Genomic DNA, 21,152 nt, shown 5'->3' on the forward strand with positions numbered 1-21,152 from the left:
GAAGGGGTTCTTCTAAATTTATTTATCGCGTGTCTTATTCGCAATGCCGATTATTCTTGAACCTTTCTCGCGGGTTGTTGATCCACTTAACGTGCGTTGATCGCCTCTCGAACGCGGCGTCAATTGCCTTAGAAAGAGTATCCGAACGAGATGGGTACGACATATACCTTGCATAGCAGTCTTTCTGATCGTCAGACTGCTTTAAGTTTATATTAAGCCGGTTAGGGAACATACCTTTTGTCTCTGAATAGCTTGGAAGTTTGATACCAAGCAGGCCATTCGGCGTCACGGTCTCACCATTTCGAAGAGATGCTTGGATTTCCCAATCTATATAGCGACGCGCCCAGGTGCATTTTCCTAACATTACAAGCGTTACGGTGGAGTCCTTCAAATACAGCTCTCGTATTCTCTTCATCACATAGGTCGTATCTTCACTATTTATGATATCCGAGGCCATTTCCTCGCCAAGACCGCGTGCGATGAATACATCTTTGTCATGGTCAAACTTTCGGATAAATTCATCTACCTCATCCTGATCTTCGTGGTGATAGGAAATGAAACACTTGTGTCGGATATTAGACATTTCTTTTCACCTTGAGTTTGAGCTTCCGCACACGAACAACATTCTCTCCGATTGAGTTTCTATTGATTACCATACTGTAGCGGGAGCTGCACTATGGTTTTAGCTTTTGATCATGAGGCACTAAGGGCGCTGCCCTCGCGCGGGCAAGGCATCCCAACGTATCCACGCCCACTTTGCTAGTGCGCGCGGAGCCTCGTTCGGAGCCTCCTTGCCCTTGCTACCCCGTTCTTCGCCAGAAAGGCAGGGTTGCAGGGGCAACCCAGTCGAACTTGAAAAAAGTCATCTCTCAATAGACGGGCCTTTATCGCGTCCACGTTCACGCACATCTTCCCGCCGCCGCGCCTTGAAGGCTTCACGGCGTTGGTCGCGTTCTGTTGGTTCAGATTTCGGTGCGACCTGCTGCGAGAATTCTTCGCGCAGCGTATCCGGCGCACGTGCAGGAGCGCTAGGCGGTGCGCGGCTCGACTTCGGTCGTTCGGGCGCATGTTTCGGCGCGGGCTTGTGTTCCTGCGCCGCCGCCGCAAACGCCTCTCGATCAGTTGTCAGTTCCTTCGACTCGGCCTTATAGCGTTCGCGTTCCTGCGCGTGCGATTTCACGATATCGCGGCGCTGTTTGAGGTGGTCGAAGACGAGTTTGTCTCGCTCCGCTTTATCCCGCATGCCCGCTGCGGCAGCTTCGCGGAGGTTCTGCTGTTTGATGCGCCCATGCTCGCCTCTGAGCCTGTCCCAGAGCCCCTTAAGACCAGGCCGAAAGCGTTCCTGTCTTTCGCGAGCTTCGGCGATCTGGCGGGCTTTCAGTGCGGTATCCTGCGCGGCGCGTTCGGCGCGCTGTCTGGTGACGAGTTCCGCGCGTTTGACGGCGAAGGCTTTGCGTTCGGCTTCGCGGCGTTGATCGAGCTCGCGCTGCCAGTCTTGTGCTTTCCTGAGAAGGTCTGAGCCCCATGCCGCCTTGGCGTAATCAACGCTTGATAGGTCGGAAGGATCGCCGAGCCGTTCGCGCACCTCTTTCGTTTTCACGCTTGCATATTTGGAGACGGAATAGACTTCGCCCCGATAGTCGATGGCGACATAGCCGCGCTTGTCACCCCGTGCGAGGCGGTAGCCGCGTTCTTCGAGCGCGTGTATAAAGGCGGCTTTCGAATCTGACATCGCCCATGCGTCTTGAATGTGGGTTTTGATATCGCGGGGATCGACGCCATTGCGCTTGGCGTGCTGCCATTCTTCGAGGGTGAAGTTACGCGGGTCGCGTTCGCTTCGCTCCACGAGGCCGCGCGGCATCTTCCATCCGTGCTCCCTGTGCAGTTCGCGTGAGACATCTAGCAGCTTTTCACCGCTGTAAGACATCTGCACCGCTTTCATCTCTTCGGCTTTGATCCGGCTCCACACCGCATGGGCATGCCGCCTGCCTTCCTTTTCATGGAAGACGATGGCGCGCGGCTGCCCGGTCAGGCCGAGCTTTTGTTCCACCCGCTCTATGGCGCTTTCAAAATCCTCTGTGGGGACGTCGGCATGTTTCGGCGGGTTAAGGCTCAGCGAGAACAGGAATTGCTTACAGCGCGTGCCCCGGCTGATCGCATAGGCTTCCTTGAACGCCCCTTCCAGATCGTCGGCGATAAAGCCCCGAAGCTCGTGGACGCGCACATGGTCGTTCTCCTCCTTGAGGAGGTGTAAGGCGAGGTCACGCCCGCCGCCGCGCTGATTGCCGATCAGGATCACGAGTGCAGCCCGAGCGCTTTGATGAGGATGAGGCGGATTTCCTGAACATCGGCGCAAGCGGATTTGAGGTCGGCGGCAACATCGTCATCGACCATCAGCGCCCCTTGTTCCGCCGCGACGGCGAGCAGGCACAGACTGGAGGCCAATTCGGACTTGCCGAGCAGCCCGAGAATCCGCCCCAACATCACGTAGTCGGTTTTGGCGGCGGTTTGCTTTCCCAAAGCCTTTGCACGGATATACGCGCCGAGCGGCATATCGCCCGCCTTGGCTTCCAACTGCGCCCACTCTTCGGCGCTAAAGCGCACCGGAAACGGCGCGGGGCGTTTGCGTTTGGTATCGGTCGAGGAGCTCATGGCGTCGGCTCCTCCCATTCCTTGGGGATATCTTCTTCAATCGCCTTCAGTTGCGCTTCCCAGTCTGCTAGTTCTTGGAAAACGGTGTTTAAACACTCTCCCTCGAGCAGCTAGATGAACGCATCAGGGGACAACATATATCAGCCGCTCGAAGAGGGTGGGTGGATTAATACCACAGCCAATCTGACGGCACGATGCGGCAAGGCATCCAAACGCATCCCAAGGGAGCTCTCGTTCGGAGCCTGCCCTTGCTATCCCGCTCTTAGCCAGAATGGTAGGGGCGCATACACGCCCTATACACAGACTGCAAATACGTACAGTCGAAGTAACTTCAAATTTTTGGAACGGATATAAAGTTTACTGAAAAGCGAATATTCGGTAGTTCATCGATAAAGACTTCAATCCCTGCTGCACACTTTGCAAGTCTAAATGTAACTGATTCCAACTCTGAGAGTTCGTTGCCGATACTAGCGAATTCAGCCGGGACATTTTTTTCAATATGTCTGAAGTCGCGATCCAACTTCATCAAACTGTCTAAGATACGCTCACTATGCCCCGAGCACGTAACTCCCCCACCTGGAGACATATGAATGGTCCCATCGTAGCGCTTAGACACAGCATTGACACCAGCCTGCCGCGGAAGATTAGATCCTTCATGCGAATTGCTCTCGGGGAATATAATTTCCCGGACGACAAAAGACTCGAGTAATTCAGGCCAGTTTTCATGAACAATATTTAGGACGCTTTCTTCCGTCCAGCTGTCATGCCCAAAGATGCCAATCGCATAGAAATCATTTTCCGTTACCGTCGCGAACAGAATCTCTTCTGTCCCACGAACAATCCGGCTGTTTTTCGTATCGGGAACTGTTCCCAAGTGAAAGTGATGCACCCCCCAATCGTTAAACATAGCATCGTCATAAAGACGTTTTTCCAGCTTCCTGCTTTGGTTCGGCCTTAAAGGCTCCCCTTCTTCGACTTTTTGGAGCAGGATTTTTTCACCTTCGAGCAAATGTTTCGGAGTTTCATACGCAGCCCTTAGCACCTTGCGCGGGCGCGCTTCGATAGATCGATGCAGGACAGAATAGTAGGCTAGAATTAGGCTTGATGGGTCTAAGCCATCAATTGAGTACCCCGCGTCGGACAAGGCTACTCGACAAAAGTCTGCGTAACATTCTTTAAGCAACGACCGTACTTCCGGCGCGGACATTTCAGGGCTTCCTTCGTCGAATATACGGCATGAAGCAACCATTCGAAGTATTGTCCGTATTGGGAGAACGTTACTCTATCAAAATTATAAACTCAGGTCTATCCTTAAACCCCATACAATTCCATGCCATAAGGTACCGCCAAACTTCACATGCAAATGCTGCTTCCTCAGGTGAGCGAACGCTATCAAGCTTGGCCTTAGCGTCTGTTTTTCCAGGGCGCTGTCACGTGCCTGCTATTGCCGGGGCGTGAAACGGCCCCAACACTAACGCGCCTTCCGTCTCCGCCGTCGCCGTACACGGGTGTTCGACCGTGGATGCCTATCCAGATCATGCAGAGCTTCGGCTACCCCGTGAACATTTAGCCTCTGTAGGCTTTCAAAGAGATCCGTCGCCCGGTCCCTCAGTAGTGGGTAACGCTGGAGAGTAATTGCTACATCGACAAGTTCCGAGGTGTGGGCCGAAAAGCCAGTTCTCATATCTGACAGCTTCTCTACATTGAGTTCGACGATTTGTTCGCAGCACCGGCACACGGTTTCGGGAGCAACTGAGATTGCATCGATCAACCTTGAGATCATGAATGTCTTCGATCCCTCACTTAACATCACCGGCGTGGTGGTCATCGTGTCCAGGAGCCGGACTAGATTTGAATCCACGTCGCCTTCATTCGTGAGCCGGAATACATCCGTTATCGCTCGAGCCAGCGCGCCTTCAGCCTCAACCATCAACTTTGATAGGAGGTTCGCCGACTTTTCTCGTGTCGATCTATCGACGTAGTAGTTGCAGGCAGAGTGAGCGATACCGATCTTGATGGAAGTGAGTTGCGAACCGCTCCAGCCCTTATCATTGATGGCTCTTATTACCATTTCCTCAAAGCAAGCATCACTAGGTACGCAGAAGTATCGGTGGGTAATTAGCTCTCCAAATGCCTGTGACGCCTTTTCCCAATCTGAGGTCAAATATGCAGACAACCAGTTCTCTGCGCAATCTTTGGGTATCCACTGAAGCAGCCAAGCAAGTGTAACAGCGCCCTCCGCGCTGAAATGAAGTCCCGGTTGAGCAGCGAGCAGCGCGTCAACGAATTCAAGTGCCCGTCCTTGATCTGAACTACGCAACCATCTGAGTTCACGTCCAAGCATACGCCAGACATAAGGGTTCTCCTTCCGCCCAAGGTGCCTTTCCAGGACACCAAGCCATGCGTTGAAGTCGCTTGGTCTTCTGAGTAGGTAGCCCATGGTTAGAGCTTGCAAGGTCGGATAGTTCCCTCGCGGAACCGACCTAAGCCTACCACTAGCCCACAGTATCGGTTGATAGTCCGGTTCTGCACTTTCGTCCGCTGGACCATCGTCATCCTGTTGCTGTGCGTCAGGGGGTTCCCAATCAGTGAGCCACGCTTCCAGAAGCTCGCAGCAGTCGTTTGGAAGGCCATCTGGTTCCTTGGCTATAATCCTAAGTGCATCGGCCGCATGGGTGCGGAAGGTATCGGAGGAGAAGCCCTTCTCGCTCAAATTCATAACCAACTGAATGAGGTCTGGCATCGAGATCGCGGCTGATTGCGCCAGCGCCTCGACGACGTAGCCGACAGGCCGCTCATGCTTGCCTGGATGCATCTGTGATATGATCTCTATAGCCTTCCCTGGTTCCTTTTTGGATAAGTCGGCTAGTGAGCGAGAAGCTTGGACGCTGCCACCACGATGAAAATGACGTGGATGGTCCCAATCTGTGTCGTCATGAATTTCTTCAAACAGGTTCAGGACATCACTGTTCTTTGCTAGCGCCATCTGATCAGTCGACATGGGGCTACCGATCTCAGTCATGCCTGTCGACCACGAATCTCTATCATCCACCGGAAAGAGAGCCCGGTTCTCCTCTTTACGGAACCGCCGCGTAGCTTCCGTCAATCGGTTCTCAGGGAACGAGTTCAATAGTCGCAACCTGTGTTCACGATCCCACCGAATACGATCCCGCCGGTCTTTCGCCGTCCAATCTTCCATCACACGGTAGTATGCAGACCACGATAGGATGGCTTGTTCGAGCCGCTGCGAGCCATCCTCTGTCAGATGTGGAACTAACGCCCGAATAACTCTCTGTGTATCTCGATGTCCGTTCCCCATGTCACCAACAATCATCCGTCTTGGATCACCAAGTAGGTATTCCAGCACTTCGTTTGGCAGGTACTCGGTAATCCGCACCAGGCCGCGCATGAGGAGTCTGTGTACAGCCAGAACATCGGAACACTGGTAGGTTTGAATTAGCGCTATGAACCGTTCCGGCTCGTTGTCGGCATACCCGTCGACAGCATGCTGAAACGATGCCCACACAGGATGCACGAGCCTCATTCCCTCTCGCTCTTCATCGTCAGAAGTCGCAAGTGAGTGATCGTCGCGATATCGAACCATAAATGGGTGTTCGTCTCTAGCGGCCGCGTTCAGAATCTCCAGTAGCCATGGCCAAAGCCTGTCGATGAACGCGACGGGGGCCGCTTCAGCAATTTCGACGATATCAGACCATCCGGTCGTATCTTCGATTAGGTTCTTGTACCTGTCATATCTCGCGGCTTCCTCCTGCCAAGCATATGCAATCTGTTCGACTTCGTCAGCATCTTCGCCTAGTGGAGGAGGGGTTTCCACTACTTGCGTCTTGGCGATTTCTAGACTTCTGTCGAACGAAGCTCTGATGAGACGTGACGCTTCCTCCGGCATGTCAACGGATAGGGATGAGGTGAGAGTGCCCTTCCAGTGCTCAATCATATCGGAGCGGCGAAAGCATGTCTCGGCGATACGGATGGATCGTTCATCCCATGCCGGGAGATCGTCCAGCACGATCACTGTGAACTCGTCCCAACTTGGATCAGGAAGCCAATGGGCTTCAATCAGGCTGAGCACGGTATCAATCTCAAACCGAAGCGCAGCCCCCAAAACTCGCCGTGCTGCAAAGGCGATCTCACGATCCCTTGTCATTAGCTTTGGGAGAGGCCCGGCAGCCAAACGCACAAACCACCCTTGACTTCCCGCCATACCCATCAGGATACTAGAACACTGGCCTCCAGCTTCAAGCTCGGTGAGTGCCAGCGCGGCTTCCCAATCAGTTGGCTGAGACTGTTGCGTTAGGAACTCAGTCAAAAGGTCACGGATATGGACCCGGAGATCATCCTGATTCCATATGCGTTCAAATTCCACGCGTAACGTTGCAGCATCTGTGCCTCGAAGGTATGTGAGCGCACTCCATAGTGTCGGGCGAATGAACAGGCCGTTTTGGCGTTCAAGCACATGATCAGATAATCGGACCTTCTCCGAGGCGAAAGCGCGGGCTCGCGCGAAGTCGAAAAGCGTCTGATGAGAGAACCCTACAAGGCGTGCATTCTCGGTTAACTTCAGAACGCCTGCTGCAATCATCCGATCCAGATCCGCTCGACGATCATCGAACGTCGCAACAGTAACCCAAAGCTCCTCCCTTTCCGCAATGCGCGTTGCAATGTCTTCTAACAGATGAACGCAACCCGCTGGGGCCTTTGGTGGCAACACGTGCTGCCGCCAAACTTCTTCTAACATCTGCTGATAGGTGTCGAAATTCCCTACATTGTCTTTAGCAATGAAGCGCAGGAAGACATTGAGTTGCTGTGGCGTGCAGAGCATGTCACGCAGACTTTGGGGCCATCCTTCTGGCTGGAACCCATGGTCAACGAGAACCGCTTGAACGTTGTCCCATTCAGGTAATGCTAGTTGGACCTCCATACCGCCCAACCCCTGGAACCGAATATCATGAGAGAACTCGAAGCCACGACACGTCATGACAATGTGGATATTGGGGTGCTCTGACAGCGCTTGAACCAACTCAATCAGGACTGACAAACGCTGTGTGTGCTGATCGATCAACTCACACAGAGCATCCATCTGGTCCAAGAGAACGACAACAGGTCTCTGATCCGCAAGGCGCGTGAGCACAACATCAGGAGGTTCGTTAAGCTCTAGCCAGCGCCCCAAATCGGCCAGACTGGCAACCTCGCGTGGCACACGATCCGCTTTAATGGCTAGTAGCGTCGTATCTTCCAGTCGCTCGCCGAGGTGTGCGAGAAGCGCCGATTTTCCGCTACCCGGTGACCCAAGCAGAACTGCAATTCGATTATCCTTGGAAGTCACCGCTTCCAGGAGTTCATCCACTTCCCGCCGCTCAATCCAGGTGCCAGTGACGAGCGTTTGTGGCCACGATAGAAGCGTACGAGACGCTCGGCCAAGCAATTTGACTACAGCGTCTTGCTCCAGCCCTGCCATCGGTGGTGGCAATGCTGCGTAGCTCTGATTAGATACAGGTGCGTTACCCGCCGAGCGGAGCGCGTCACGAATATCACTCATCATCTCGTACATAGAATCGATCTGTCGGCTGTCCATCAACGCCGACAGCTGGGGTTGTTCCCTCATGGCATGATCGAGAAATGAAACGAAGTCAGCGGAGATTGCTTCTACGTCTGGGATATCCGACTGGAAGTAGCCGCTGTACTGCTTCGCAATAACCTTTGGATCGGGCTGTCCATTACGGGTGAGTAAAACTGCCAACTCTGGTGCAAGACGATGCTCCACAAAGCTCTCGTCGAAGAAGTCTTGGTGACCGGGATGGGTTGCGGCCATTTGCTCGACGGCATGGATTGCCGCCGCTCGGAAGGCGAGCTTCGTCGCTCTATCCTCAAAGTATTTCGCGATTGGTCGGCCTGCGGCATGGTCAAGAAACTTGCCAACGGCATACCCGACCAAAATATCAGCGACCTTTGCCCCAATGACAGCTGTAAGACCTAGTTCCGGCAATCGAGCAGTTCCCTTGGATTTGCCTCTACTCCGTTCAGTTGTTACCCTGATTCTTAGTTTTTTGTGAGTTGTCGAATGAAGACGTGGAGACGGATTTGGTCCGTTTGACCAATTCAAGCTCTGTCAGAAAAGATTCACCACGACAAGCGCGGAAAGTTGGAACAAGTGTCTTGGCGAAACTACCGATTCTAGAACGCCTGCTCTAAATCTAGAAGTACGTCAATGAAGTTCGCGGTATCGGTTTCGGAGGCAATTCAATGCTCATCGTTCTTCATCCATCGAAACGATGAGAATGACCGATCTCCAACAGTCAAAATTGGGGATCGATTGTGGTCGGAGAAAAACGCTCGTTCGGCGACATAGGTTGTGGGAGTCAATACAGCGAGTGTCGGCATGCGATTGGTGTAGAAGCGGTTGTGAAACCAATCAGGCACCATGGCCACAAGCCTCAGGTTCCGCCCATCATAGATCAGGGTCAATCGCGTTTTGACACCGTCTTCGTAGTACAGTGGTGTCTCATCGAAGGAGAAGATTTACTCACACTGGCTGTGCCAATCACTGAATATGCGACGATCATCGCAGCGTGAAACCGATAGTCTCTCAGTCGGTTCAACAACCTCACTGGTTATCTCAAGCTTGTCCGACCATCGATATCAAACATGGCCCCCAGCAGCCACGCCAATAAAGGCCAACCAGACTGCGACCATCGTCCATTTGTTTATCATCTCGGAACCCCACCCAAAGCGAAGCCAGAGCCTCCAGCGTGCCCGCTGGAAGTTGGCAAATCGACCTGGTGATCGGGGAGTTCGTAAACCGCGCTGAGTCGGTCCCTGTGACCTTTAGACCGGGGTCCTTGACATACGTCACAGGCTCCCCGATCATAGGGTCGAAGGACGAATCACGGTCTCGTTAGACCGCTCAGTGCAGGGGTTACGACGCCACAGAACCGTGGGTTTCGATTCTGTGGCTCACGTTATTCACATTCAGGGGATTGGGAAAGATGTAATAATTTCGAGGGTCATAGAACCGAACTGGCGACAATCTGCGCAAGTGCGGTCGGATGCTTTAAGCAACGTGAATTTGGAGAATAGATTTTAGAAGCGCAGCAAGCACGATTGATTGTCTCATTTTGGCCTACTGGCAAATTGACCAACAGATACAAGAGCTAGTTCAGCATCTCAAAGCCGCCTTGACTAATGGCCCTTAGCACAAATCCGACAGCCTGTTCGGCGGCTTTCTGCTGTCGTTCTTTTTTCTTTTTCCTTTTGTTACCATCTGCCCAATCGCAAATAGCCTTAACGATCATCCAATCGGTATTGCTTTCTTGCGCCGCAACATAGACACCGGCACCTTCCATCTCACCGCCTTTCGCGCTCGGCTCAAGAGCCATTAACTCGTCGCGGTAGTCGATGTTATCGACTAGTTTCTCTCCGCTTAGCATCATACCAAAATGAACTTTCTTGCCTGTCCAACCAGATTCTGCAGCTCGCAGCCTGCTAAGAATCTTGGTCGATGCCGTGACACGGTCGCCGCGCGCAACAATCTCCCGACGGCCCTTCTTATTCGTTCCTACTCTTTGCATTTCATACGACAGTAGGTTTTTCGAGACTATTATTTCCCCTATCGATTGCTTCTCGTCATCAACACCGAAAGCAATACCAACCATAATCACTGCCAAAGGGGCCGTGTCTTTAATCGCATCTGAAACAGTAATCAAAGATCCACCCAACGTTGATGCCCCCATTTCGCACTGAACTAGGCTAACGTTCACATTTCCAATGATGCCCAGCCGATAGTACGTCCGTCTATTTCCAAAATCGATTGTAGCTTCCCTCGCAGTAATGCTTTCCGCGAGACGCAGAACCGTGTCCCTTTCAACCTCAGTAGCGGTGACTAGAAGCAGATGATTTCTAGTTCCAGAGTTGGCGAGAGGTCGCTTTTCGTATGCCATCATGATTTCTCGGTCTGCCTTCACCGCATTCAACGCAACTTGGCTTTTAATGGCGAGGTCTTGAAAGTAACTACTAGGTTCGACGCTCGTGTTCCTAAAAAGCCCTTCTTTCAGCACTTCACGTAATTTTATTATCGCCTCGTTACGGAACCCGAAAAAGTCGTCGGATCGGGATGAGCCGCCGTGCCGCCAAATGTACCAGTAAAAAATATGAACTAGAATCTCTCGTATATTGATACCACTTACATTTGAATTGTCAGAGTAGTGCCGAGCGAGGGAAAGCTGCTTCCATATTTCTACATCGTCACTCAGGGAGGCTGTCAGGAAGCAGTCACGCCCAAGCCTCTTCAAAATATATTCGAGCAAGACAACATCATATTGTGGGAATGTTTCACTCAAACTCTCAAAATATGACAAGCTCCTAATTCCCGTCGCAACGTCACCATTCGCGTGCTTCATGTAGTGCGCCGTATAGCCCCGAGAAATTTGGCGGCGAATGTCATGCTCGGCACGTTCCGAGGACCCCCCCGCGCTCTCAAGGAACGGCTTAAAAAAAGTGAAGGTGATCGCCTGCTCTTCCCGACTGCTTAGCGACTGTGATACTGCACGCCGCACTGCGTGCGTGGGTTCCTTTTCGCCGGAAATCTGTTCGACACCACCCTCTGCCCATGATCGCATCCTTCGAACTAATAAGTCTGTTGCGCTACTCTTCTTTATTTGCCGCGCATGCAAGTCAAAAGACGCAAGATTATCTGAGCTACTGAAATAGAGAGGGTATCTCTCTTGATCATGGTGATAGAGCTCTCGTCGAGACTCAATGTATTCACCTATTGTCGGATACCTACCAATCGGCTCAATGACACCATTGGTTACAAATGCTTGTACAAGTGAAACTGCATACGCACCTTCCGAAAATAGGATTGGATTTTCCCAGAGCAGAGATTGGCTGCAATACAGCTTTGCATTAGTCGCCAGAACCAGCACTTTAAGCGCTTTTTGTATCGATTCACTTTCTGGTGAGCGCCCTACCGACTCCCAAAGTTCCCTATCAAAAAAATGCAGATAGACCGAGTCTCGATTGATCATTTCGGCTGATCACTCTCAATGAAGAGAGAAAGTTGCGGCGAGTATTGCGTCTTTGAGGGATGCAAACACTGGTACTCAGTTATCTGAGAAAACAGCTCTTCTTTAGTCAATCTTGTTTTCGCGTGAACTTCCGGCTCAAATTTGAGGTCGGATACAGAAATCTCTTTGATTTCATTCGCCCTATTCGAAACGGTAAAAAACCTTACAGGTTTTCCAAGTTCCTGAGCATACTTAATCTCAAACAAAACACCGTCCGCAATTAAATGTCCAAACACCCATAACTCATCCGATATTCTAATAATATTATTGTTTGCTTGCCGTACAGAGTCTCTATCAACTCTGTCCCCAAGAAAATACTCAAAGACACGGAATGGATTGAGTGGTATGCAATTTTGATTAAATACAAACTCGCATATTGCGTCACGGCAATAGAAGTACGCTTTTGACTGCGCAGTAAAAACGATAGGGAGTGCGTCAACTTTACTCACAGTTTTTGTCTCGCATATCGTCCCACTCTCACCCCCGAAAAGTATCCGCTTACCAGAGCCGCAACTAGGCCCCGAAAGATTCCTGAGACATCGCCAGCTGCCCATACGGGAAGCGCACCACAACGTAGATCATCGCCGACCAGAGGGTAAAGACTGACCCCTTCGATTGTCGGGCCGTGAAGCATGGCTTCATCAAAGCTCCTAATTCCGTAGTGATCAACTAATCTTGATAATCCTGTCGCCATCAAACGAGCAACCTTTGGACCCACTAGGCGCCCGAGCTCGGTATTCTCAAGGCTATCGGCAGAAATATAGTTCACCATAGACATGGCTACCGGGGAAGTGTTGCTAGTCAAAAGGTCAAGCAAATCATTCCAACGTTCTACGCCTAGTTCGGGGTTGGTGATACGAACGTTAAATCCGATATTGCTCTTCCCGGTTCTCACGGTATCTGACCGGCCCGAAAGGGACAACAGGCCGTTACTCTTCAAACAGACAATTTCACCATCCCGGCAACAGCAGAAAGTGCGCCATTCTAGACCTGACGCAAGATCGGAGAATATGAGCTTAGGGTCGAGTTCGCTCCTGGAATTTAGAAAAAATCTGTCAGACGGCTGTTCAATTCGGTAACCAACCTCTAAACGCCTGAATACGCATGGAATGTTTGATTTTTTGGTGAGAAGAAGAGGCCCAAACCTGCCTGAAGCGACTATTAAAAACCGTGATTCGATCGTCGTTTCGAGCCCTTGATCATGTCGGACGTTCAAGAAGCATCCGTTGTCGTTGACGATTGCTCTGGTTACGGTTGCTGACTGAATAATTTGGGAAGAGACAACTTCTTGAAGGCTCCTGATGATTTTCTCTCTTGATTGAAACGATGCATACTCTGAAGGGTACTTTTTTACGGTATGCTCACTACGCGGCAGAGCATTTACTACTTCTTCAATCTGTGTGAGCTCTGGCGGGTTTGGCGCATTGATGCCGTAAGCTCCGAGCAATTCGGTCATCCACGCATATGAAACTAACAAATCTTCTTTTGGCTGGAGGTTCCAAAGTTTTGTGGCAGAGGGAAAAAAAGAGAACTTGCCATCTGAATATAGGCCCGCTCCGCCAATACCTTTCCCAAGAGCGTCTTGGTCTTTGTGATTTCTGTGTTCTATCGCAACCCCGGCCTCTAGGACAGCAAATTGTAGGCCCGCGCGTCTACATGCCACGCTGGCAGCAAGCCCCGCCGGTCCAGCCCCCAAGATCGCAACATCATAGCGCATTTCGGCTCACCCCCCCTTTAACAATTAACAATCTGAACACTCGAGAAGCGATTATCTAGGGAAAAATTCAATCAAATACTGAAAGTGTTTCAGTATCTGGTTTCCTAGAGCCTTAAAACAGTAGGCTGGCAGCATTGTTCACGAATAGCTCGCCAGTGTGAACGTAGCGGGCGAGCATACTGTCTGACGCATGGCTAGTCTGGCGGCGGATGGCGAGGGCACTGACACCGTGCATAGCGGCGCTAGTGGCGAGCCCGGCTCTAAGGCTGTGGCCGGAGTATTTGGCTGGGTCTAGGCCGATGGATGCGACCGCGCCCTTCACGATCTTCGATACGGCCTCCGTGGATAACCTCTTGTCCCCGACTTTTCCCGATTTGATCACCGGGCGGAAGATTGGACCTGGGCTATCAGGCAGGAGCTTTAGCCAAGCTTCCAGAGACCGGATAGGGCAGTGACGACCTCTCGCGTAGGGAATGCCGATCTGGCGCCCCTCGCCCATCTGGTCCGTCTTGGACCGACGAATTGTGACGATAATCCCCAGTCGTGCGGTTTCGACATTCTCCTGGTTCAGAGCGACTGTCTGCCGTCAGCACCTAGGGGCAGATTAGTGGAATTGCATAGGAGAGGATTTCTGGTTCATCGTAATGACCCGAAGGGGAATGAAGATGAGATAGAAATTGCAGACACGACAGACAGGTAAAAGCATACAAAATGACCGAGTCTACAGAGACGAAAATTGAAGACTCCCTTCAAGCGCTAGGGAGCCTCAGAAAACAGGATCGACCTTGCGGTCCTTGTTTGCGGTTCATAATCAGATTGCTTGTCCCAAAGAATTAATTTTACGCGCCAGAACAATTCCATGCCAAGCCTTCCAGAAGCCTCTTCGATAACTTGATTGCTAAGCTCAGTGAGACCACCGCAACGCGTTCGCCCTCCTTTGGGATATGCAACTGTCCAATCGTCATTCCATGTTTTCCAATGCCCTAGCGTTCCTTCCGACGATAAGAATTCGATCCGGTCCTCAACGAGCTTAGATTCTATGGGCTTGCCGCAAACAAATGCGGTCGGAAATGAAAAACCCAAATGCCCATAATCGAATTGCCAAAATCCGAGGTGTTGAGGCCACACATCGGAGCACATGGAGATGCAAGAACCTCGGTCGCCCGGAATGAATATGTCTTCAGGTTCTTGAACGAAGAGCGTTCCTTCAACAGCACTGAAATCCGATTTGGGGCGGAGAAGGCTTAAAGGACGATGGTTACTGAATTTGGTGTTTGGAACAAAATCGTCTGAAGCGAAAAAGCTCTCTACGACTAGCTCTCCATACTCGGCGACATCCTTTCGGAGCGGTATACGAAGAGAAACAGCTCGCATTCCATTGGTGCCAGCATTTGGTTTAATAAGTTCGCGTACCAACGATTCAATGGGAGCATCTGGCTCGCTACATCGTTCTGGTAAATCTCCAAGCCATTGCGGTCGTATAACTGGTGTAAGTGAAATTAAATCTTTGCTGATCGGAAGGCAAAACGATGCCAAAACCTTTGCGTTTTCCTTCGGCATTCCCCATTCGCTAGTAGCGTGCGCAAGAGTTCGTAGGAACGCGGAGCGAAAGACATTGCACTGAGACTGGCTAACTTGACATGCTATCCCTTGTCTATTGTGTGCAGAATCAACAAAGTAGTACGGAAATGAAGAATAAATGCTGCTAGTCTGATTCATTAATGATTGCCATTCAAATGCCCATTGTTCGGAAAATGGTAAACCAGTCTCTCTTTGTAAGCGTTCTAGTTCGTTACCCAGAATTGGAGGCACAACCTGAGTTTTGTGCGACTCAAAATAGTCATCTGGAATGTATCCAAAAGGAGCGCTCCCTGAGTGTGCATCGTGCCAATTCTCCAGAGATCGTTCATACAAAAAGTGGACAATGTGATCAGCCAAGATTGAAGGCTTTAGAATCGAATTTAGCACTGCGTCCGCAGGTGGAAGACTGTCAGGTTCAATCGCAAATAACACCGATAATCCCGCGACTACCTCAGATTCAAACTTTCTTGCGCCCAACCAATTCAGCCAAATCTCTTCAACTTGTTTTCGTTGCGAAGAAGAGAACAACGCGGCGATCTGCCTAGCTGATTGCCAACGTGCAAAACGAACCGGCCAATTGAGGCGCTCGCAAAGAGTTTGAATAGCGACCTCGGTGCCAAGCATCACTTTAACCATTCTGGCGTCGAAAGTGGCTGATCATGGGCTAAGTCGACTGTGAGATTTACCATCTCATCGACTAACTGTGTGGCCGTGTTTTGCTCTCCCACCAAATACAGAAACATTACGAGCCATTCGGAACCGATAACAAAGCTAAAGCGCCGTTTGGCCCAAAATTTAGGCTGAACCGATGTGTCTAGAATGAATTCTTTCCAATCCTTTCTGTAATGTTTTGCGACGGATTCTAGGCGAGAGATTATATCTTCTCGGTTGTTCCAAAATGATCGCCACCCATGACCTTCTACGTGCGCACGGACAATCCAATCATAAGCCCTTTTTTTGCCTTCGTACTTTAGGCTGACTTCAAATGCGGCGTCGTACAGCGAGTTTGGCAGCATTGGATTATCGCTTTTATTAAAATAGGAATCAATGGCACGCAGCGCCTCTATACCCTTTCCATTTTCGGCCCAATGTTTGAGCCAGCGGATCAGGCAATCGTCACGCCGTTCAAATCCAACGGTATGTGTGTTAACGCGATTGAGAAGCTTCTCAAGTTCGTCTGCACCATACCGAGAGACATTAGGAGATTTGCCTCTCCAGCCAATGTCATCGTTCTGAGCCTCCTGTGTGTCGTCGAGGGAAACTGCCTGTGCCGTCCTTGTACCTAGAAACTCCCGGCGCTTGGTCAGAATCCCTGTAATGTTCTGATCGCCGTCATTTTCTAGGGCTTCTAATGTTCTTATGTCGACCTCATCAACAAGCGAGTTTGCCAAGGCACGTGCAGCTGGCTCCGAGTAGTCCAATTGTTTCAAAATGGCGGATAATGTTTGCTCAGCGAGTTTGTTGCGATCACGAGCCACGAAGTATGCGTAAAGTGACGGCAGCCACTCCCGGCTGGCAAATGTAACTAGATCGACGTACTCGGAAGGTGCGTGATTGGTTTCGTCCCCATCGGTGAAATTTGTTATCTCCTCAATTATCGAGGCGAGTTGCTTTAGCCAAGGTTTGATATCCACATCGCCAATTTGGTGGGCGTACTGTACGGAAGATAGGACTTCAAATATCCAAACATCTTTATGCGAGCCGTATCCCGTTATGCAATCGGCCGCCCGGAGAACATATTCTTCCGCTTCACCAACTTGATAAAGTAACGACAATTGGGCGAGCTCGATCCATCTCTCGGCTCTTTCGTTGAACTCGGTAACATACTTCGCCTCTGAATCCGCAAGATTTTGCACAAGCAGTTCAATAGCAGGAGGGCTAATCCATTTTCGTCGCTCTGCTAGTTCGCGCGCAAGCCATATCTCGTCTTTCCAATGAACTGAGCTGCGGGCCACTTCGAACTCTTCCCTAGAAACGGCTTCTGGAGTTGAAATCGCACATTTTAGGGCATGGAGGTCCAGCGCAATTTCTCCAACGGTGTGGCGAAATGCACGATATTGTGCCGATTCCGGGTCGCTAGGCCGTTGTTCAGCTTTAACTGTGGGCAGGTCTGCTACACCAAGAAACAGGCCTTCAAAACTTACCATACTATGATCTTTTGATATCTGAAGCGCCGCTTCCCAGAAATGGTCCATCGCTTCGCGAAGCCATCCCATTTTCAGCGTATCGACACCTATCAACACTGGAGAACATTCTCCTTCTGTGTCTAAGGACAGATCGAGCAGCAGATAGAACAAATTGTGCAGGAAGTGATCTAACTCGGGGTTGGGCCCAAAGTCGTATCGCTCTTGAATGGCATCCTGACTAATACCAGCGAGACTGCATGGTTGAGGTGGTATGATTCCACGCAATCTATACCAACACGATAGCAACGGACTGATCTCTTGGGAGGGCGATAGACGTACATGAAGATCAATGCCCTGTTGGCATGAGACTCTGACAGCTGCGTTTTCCGCAAGAATTCGGACGTTTGAGTATTCGTCACCATTTAGAAACGGGAGCATATCACAAATTGCATCAAAATTTTGGGTTCGTACCGAATGTTGAAAAAATGCGCGAAACAAACGGGTATAATCTCGGAATTGACCTAAAAAATTCAACAAGAGTTTTGGATCAAACTGCCCAAACTCTACGAGCGCCTCAACAAAGACTTCAATCGTATTGGAAAAATCATTTGGCAATGCGTGTTTCAACGCGATTGGACGATTCACCTCATCGCGCAGCGCCTCAACACAGTCAGTTCCAATACTGTCGAAGTCAGTCCCATTTAGGCATCTGGCAAGTGTAATGATCTCGTTATCCGTTGCTAATGGAAGCTGATCCGCCAAAATTAAGATTTGTTGCTGATTGGAGGCGGTTCGAATCGCAGCTTCCTGGAAGTCATTAAACCGATTGGTTTGGAACTGAGGACCATTATAAATCCGCGTCTTAAGTGATCTAATTTGCATGGTCTTGGCAAAGTCGTGCATCGAAAATGCAATCTGCTCCGCCTCGCTGAGGATGACTTCAATTTGACTTGCAGGCCAACCGACAGCGAGTGAGGCCAGTGCCCATTGCCTTGAAACGCCGTTAAGAAGTGAATCCGGATTTCCATTTCGCGCGCGCACAACCCATAGCCACGCCCACTTTAGGTAATCAGATGCGTGATTTTCTAACCAATCAGCAACCGTTGGCAAGGCGAGTTGAACCAAAAATTGATGGTTGGTTTGCTCTCTCACGAAAGCGAGCAGGCTGCCGTGAAATGGGGTCAGGCCGGTTCTTCGATGCTCGAGAAGATGGTCGATCTCATGTGTGGACCCAAAGCATTGGTGCAATCCATTTAAAGGCCAACAAAAATCACAGCCTGCGATAGCGTGAAGAATTTTCTTCCCACTTTCAGATATTCGAGCCCAAAGACGGGCGTAGTACTCGCGAATATCGCCGTCAGGACAGGACGGCATTTCATAAATGTCCTCCTTCGAAACGGCTAAACCTCGCCTGACGAGAGCTTCCAACGAGTAAATTAGGTGTAGCGGATTCCCCCCGCATATTTCATAAAATGCTTCACATACGCACGACAGCTCTGCGTTTCTTACATTTTTTCCATCATGGCGGAGTAATAGTCGCCCAACGCTATGCTGTGCCGTTACCCAGGCCTCTACAGCCGCTCGATCCATTGGAGGCACTTCAATCCAGTCATCCGGCTTTGCCTTTTGAGAAAGTCTCAACGGTAGCTGGTTTGAGGGAACACGCTGAGTACCAACTAACAGGCATACATTTTCTGGACATGGCAGCAGGTAGTTAAACAGGTGCTCCATCTGTGTAATGCTTTGCTGCTCGCGCCAGACATGATCTAGACCGTCTACGATTAGGTAGAATCGCTTATTCTCTTTGGCAAAATGCGCACCGCAAGATTTCACCCATTCACGTAGCTGGTCCGGCGCGTTCTTTAAGCTTCGGACTGCATCTGGGTACAAAGCAAAAATCTGATGCATCAACGAATGCGCAATCTCCGGGAAGGACGTTCTGTCGATGGTACTATCGTCAAGCGATAGAAAATAGTGGTGCCGGATAACGGGTAAATCTTCATCCCTAAGCGATTTAGCCAGATAACTCAAAAATGTACTCTTACCGCGACCTGGCGACCCCCATAGGACAGATATCGGATGAGATTTGGCGCGAATGCGTCTCATTAATACCCGGTGAAAGTCATCCGACGGAACTTGGTACGATTCGGGAACGACAAAATCCTGTGGAATCGGCTTTGGTCGGCGTTTCGTAATAATCTGGACAAGATGATCGTGCCGGATTTTTCCATCAGGCTCTGGTAAACTTTTCCTTGAAGCCCATTTTTTTACGTGGTCTCGCAGCAGGAGCCAGCCGGAATGGTCTGTATCTGAAGGTACGATTTGCTGTTTTAACGCCGTTTCAAGGTCGTCGACGAGTTTCTCCGAGTGACCGAACTCGAAGCGTTCAAAAAACGAACGAGCACTATCTTCGCCCCCCAGTTCGTCAGCTACTTTGTGCTTCATATTGGGTTCAAGACTATTGAAGTCGATAAAGTTTCCTACTAACGACTTTTGGAAATCGCTATCGGGCAAACGATTTGTTCTCAGCTTTGCGGAAAAGACTGGGCCTAGGGCCAGGACACGCTGGAGGGCATCCGACCACTTTTGTAACAGAGACGAGCCCTTGCCTTTTCGTTCAAGTAGCCAAGCCCAACCCAACCTATACGTACCGGAATCTGCCGTGAATTTGACTTGGATCAGTTCAAATTTGCCGTCTGTGCGGGCAGCAACAACGTCATCAAGTTTTCCGACTTTTGGTTCGTCAGACTCTAGCTCTACCCATTCGAACAACGAGGGATCTCGAAAAAAACGAATTAGAACATCGATTCCCATCAAATCTTGATAGTCGAAGCCTGTTCTCGGAATTCCAGCAGTTTTAAACGTACTATTTGCCACTGTTAGAACGGCGCCCTTCAAAGCTTTAAATTGCGTATCAGACTATGATTCGTATCTAACAGAGATTCCTACATAAAGCGAAGATTCTGTAAATCGGTGGACAGTTTCAAATGTTCGCAAACGGGTTCATATTAGTGCGAGGGGCGTCTGCAATGTTGATTGAAAATTTCGAAGCTTCACCTTTAATGTTGCAAGACAATCTTCTTCCGCTCGGGTTAATTTCCCTGTTCAATTAACATACGTCACGATCCAACGACCGACTTCATCGACAATTTCATACTCATGCCCCCTTGTTGCATACCAGCGTGTAGCCTCGGGTGAATGCCATCTTGGTCATGTTGAGGACGCTTTCACGGCCTCTTGGAGCGGGTCTTTCGATGTTTTGATGCTCGCTCCGGGTTCGATCTTGAATGTATATTGCCCTTCGGTTCCAGCTTGCCTTTTATATATGCTGGTGAGGGCGGCGGCAATGAACGTCTGTCCCCGCCGATTTGGCCGGGCACAAGCTATGCTATTCAGTTCTTCGGCTCGTTGGCGAGGCACCATTCCATCATGTAGATTCCCGTCTCGCTGCTGGGTTTTTCGATTGTGGTGCCGAAGCCGCGAAGGCCGCCGGTGATGAAATATTGGAAGCCGGTAAAGCCGCCGTAGCTGTTCTTCGCGTTCACCTCGCCACATACGGCGGTTCCCTGTGTCGGGGTAGTGATAAAGACGTTCCGGAATTGAGCCGACTCTGGGTCTTTTAGAACGCTTAAAACTGCAGCCTTTGCCTCTTCAATCTTGGCGGCGTCGTCATTGAACTCCGTGAAAGTCGTACTGCCGAGTTTGGCAGTGCTCTCGAAAACGGCGATTGACGCTTCCTTGACGCTTTTCGCCCATGTTGGCTGGGTGACCAGCGAGAAGCATAGCACTGCCACAATCGTAGTGATTTTCTTCATTTTCATTTTCTCCCCGGTCAGAGCTCGCGGCACGCCTGCCGCAAGGTGACGTTTCAAGACCTGGTGATCGGGGAGTTCATAAACCGCACGAAGACGGTCCCTGTGACCTTTAGACGGGGTCCTGGACATACGTCACAGGCTCCCCGACCATAGGGTCGTAGGACGATTTCTCGGTCTCGCC

Annotated in this window: 12 protein-coding genes; all 12 read right to left on the bottom strand. The window is 50.6% G+C overall.

The features are described 5' to 3' along the window. Window positions 1-34: 34 nt before the first annotated feature. The 12 genes from ACOSDM_RS00425 to ACOSDM_RS00480 all read right to left on the bottom strand — a co-directional run bounded on the left by ACOSDM_RS00425 (window position 35) and on the right by ACOSDM_RS00480 (window position 20,971). Window positions 35-583 carry a TIR domain-containing protein gene (locus ACOSDM_RS00425; protein ID WP_420722487.1) on the bottom strand — a complete coding sequence of 183 codons (549 nt, stop codon included), beginning with the start codon at window positions 581-583 and terminating at the stop codon, window positions 35-37. A 279-nt stretch (window positions 584-862) separates the two neighbouring features. After that, complete coding sequence (locus ACOSDM_RS00430; protein WP_420722488.1) at window positions 863-2,299, bottom strand: relaxase/mobilization nuclease domain-containing protein; 1,437 nt, start codon at window positions 2,297-2,299, stop codon at window positions 863-865. Further along, window positions 2,296-2,652, bottom strand: a complete 357-nt coding sequence (locus tag ACOSDM_RS00435; protein WP_420722489.1) for a plasmid mobilization protein — start codon at window positions 2,650-2,652, stop codon at window positions 2,296-2,298. Before ACOSDM_RS00435 ends, ACOSDM_RS00430 begins: the two co-directional genes overlap by 4 nt. Window positions 2,653-2,983: 331 nt before the next feature. After that, window positions 2,984-3,859 (bottom strand): hypothetical protein, encoded by an 876-nt coding sequence (locus ACOSDM_RS00440; RefSeq protein WP_420722490.1) that lies wholly within the window; start codon window positions 3,857-3,859, stop codon window positions 2,984-2,986. Window positions 3,860-4,123: 264 nt separating this feature from the next. After that, window positions 4,124-8,656, bottom strand: coding sequence for an NACHT domain-containing protein (locus tag ACOSDM_RS00445; protein WP_420722491.1), 4,533 nt, complete (start codon window positions 8,654-8,656; stop codon window positions 4,124-4,126). 1,165 nt (window positions 8,657-9,821) lie between these two features. Continuing rightward, complete coding sequence (locus tag ACOSDM_RS00450; protein WP_420722492.1) at window positions 9,822-11,693, bottom strand: hypothetical protein; 1,872 nt, start codon at window positions 11,691-11,693, stop codon at window positions 9,822-9,824. Beyond that, window positions 11,690-12,181, bottom strand: coding sequence for a hypothetical protein (locus ACOSDM_RS00455; protein ID WP_420722493.1), 492 nt, complete (start codon window positions 12,179-12,181; stop codon window positions 11,690-11,692). Before ACOSDM_RS00455 ends, ACOSDM_RS00450 begins: the two co-directional genes overlap by 4 nt. Next, window positions 12,178-13,449: an FAD-binding protein gene (locus ACOSDM_RS00460; RefSeq protein ID WP_420722494.1), complete on the bottom strand. Its 1,272-nt coding sequence runs from the start codon at window positions 13,447-13,449 to the stop codon at window positions 12,178-12,180. Before ACOSDM_RS00460 ends, ACOSDM_RS00455 begins: the two co-directional genes overlap by 4 nt. A gap of 112 nt (window positions 13,450-13,561) precedes the next feature. Continuing rightward, on the bottom strand, window positions 13,562-13,948 hold the full coding sequence (locus tag ACOSDM_RS00465) for a tyrosine-type recombinase/integrase (protein ID WP_420722495.1): 387 nt from the start codon (window positions 13,946-13,948) through the stop codon (window positions 13,562-13,564). A gap of 257 nt (window positions 13,949-14,205) precedes the next feature. Then, the gene (locus ACOSDM_RS00470) at window positions 14,206-15,654 is read right to left on the bottom strand and encodes a hypothetical protein (protein ID WP_420722496.1); all 1,449 of its coding nucleotides are present in this window, start codon (window positions 15,652-15,654) and stop codon (window positions 14,206-14,208) included. Next, entirely contained in the window at window positions 15,654-20,033 is a 4,380-nt protein-coding gene (locus ACOSDM_RS00475) for an NACHT domain-containing protein (protein ID WP_420722497.1), read from the bottom strand. Before ACOSDM_RS00475 ends, ACOSDM_RS00470 begins: the two co-directional genes overlap by 1 nt. A gap of 515 nt (window positions 20,034-20,548) precedes the next feature. Further along, entirely contained in the window at window positions 20,549-20,971 is a 423-nt protein-coding gene (locus ACOSDM_RS00480; RefSeq protein ID WP_420722498.1) for a hypothetical protein, read from the bottom strand. Window positions 20,972-21,152 lie beyond the last annotated feature (181 nt).

The organism is Hwanghaeella sp. LZ110, from assembly GCF_048892525.1.
Lineage (GTDB): Bacteria > Pseudomonadota > Alphaproteobacteria > UBA8366 > Aestuariispiraceae > Pacificispira.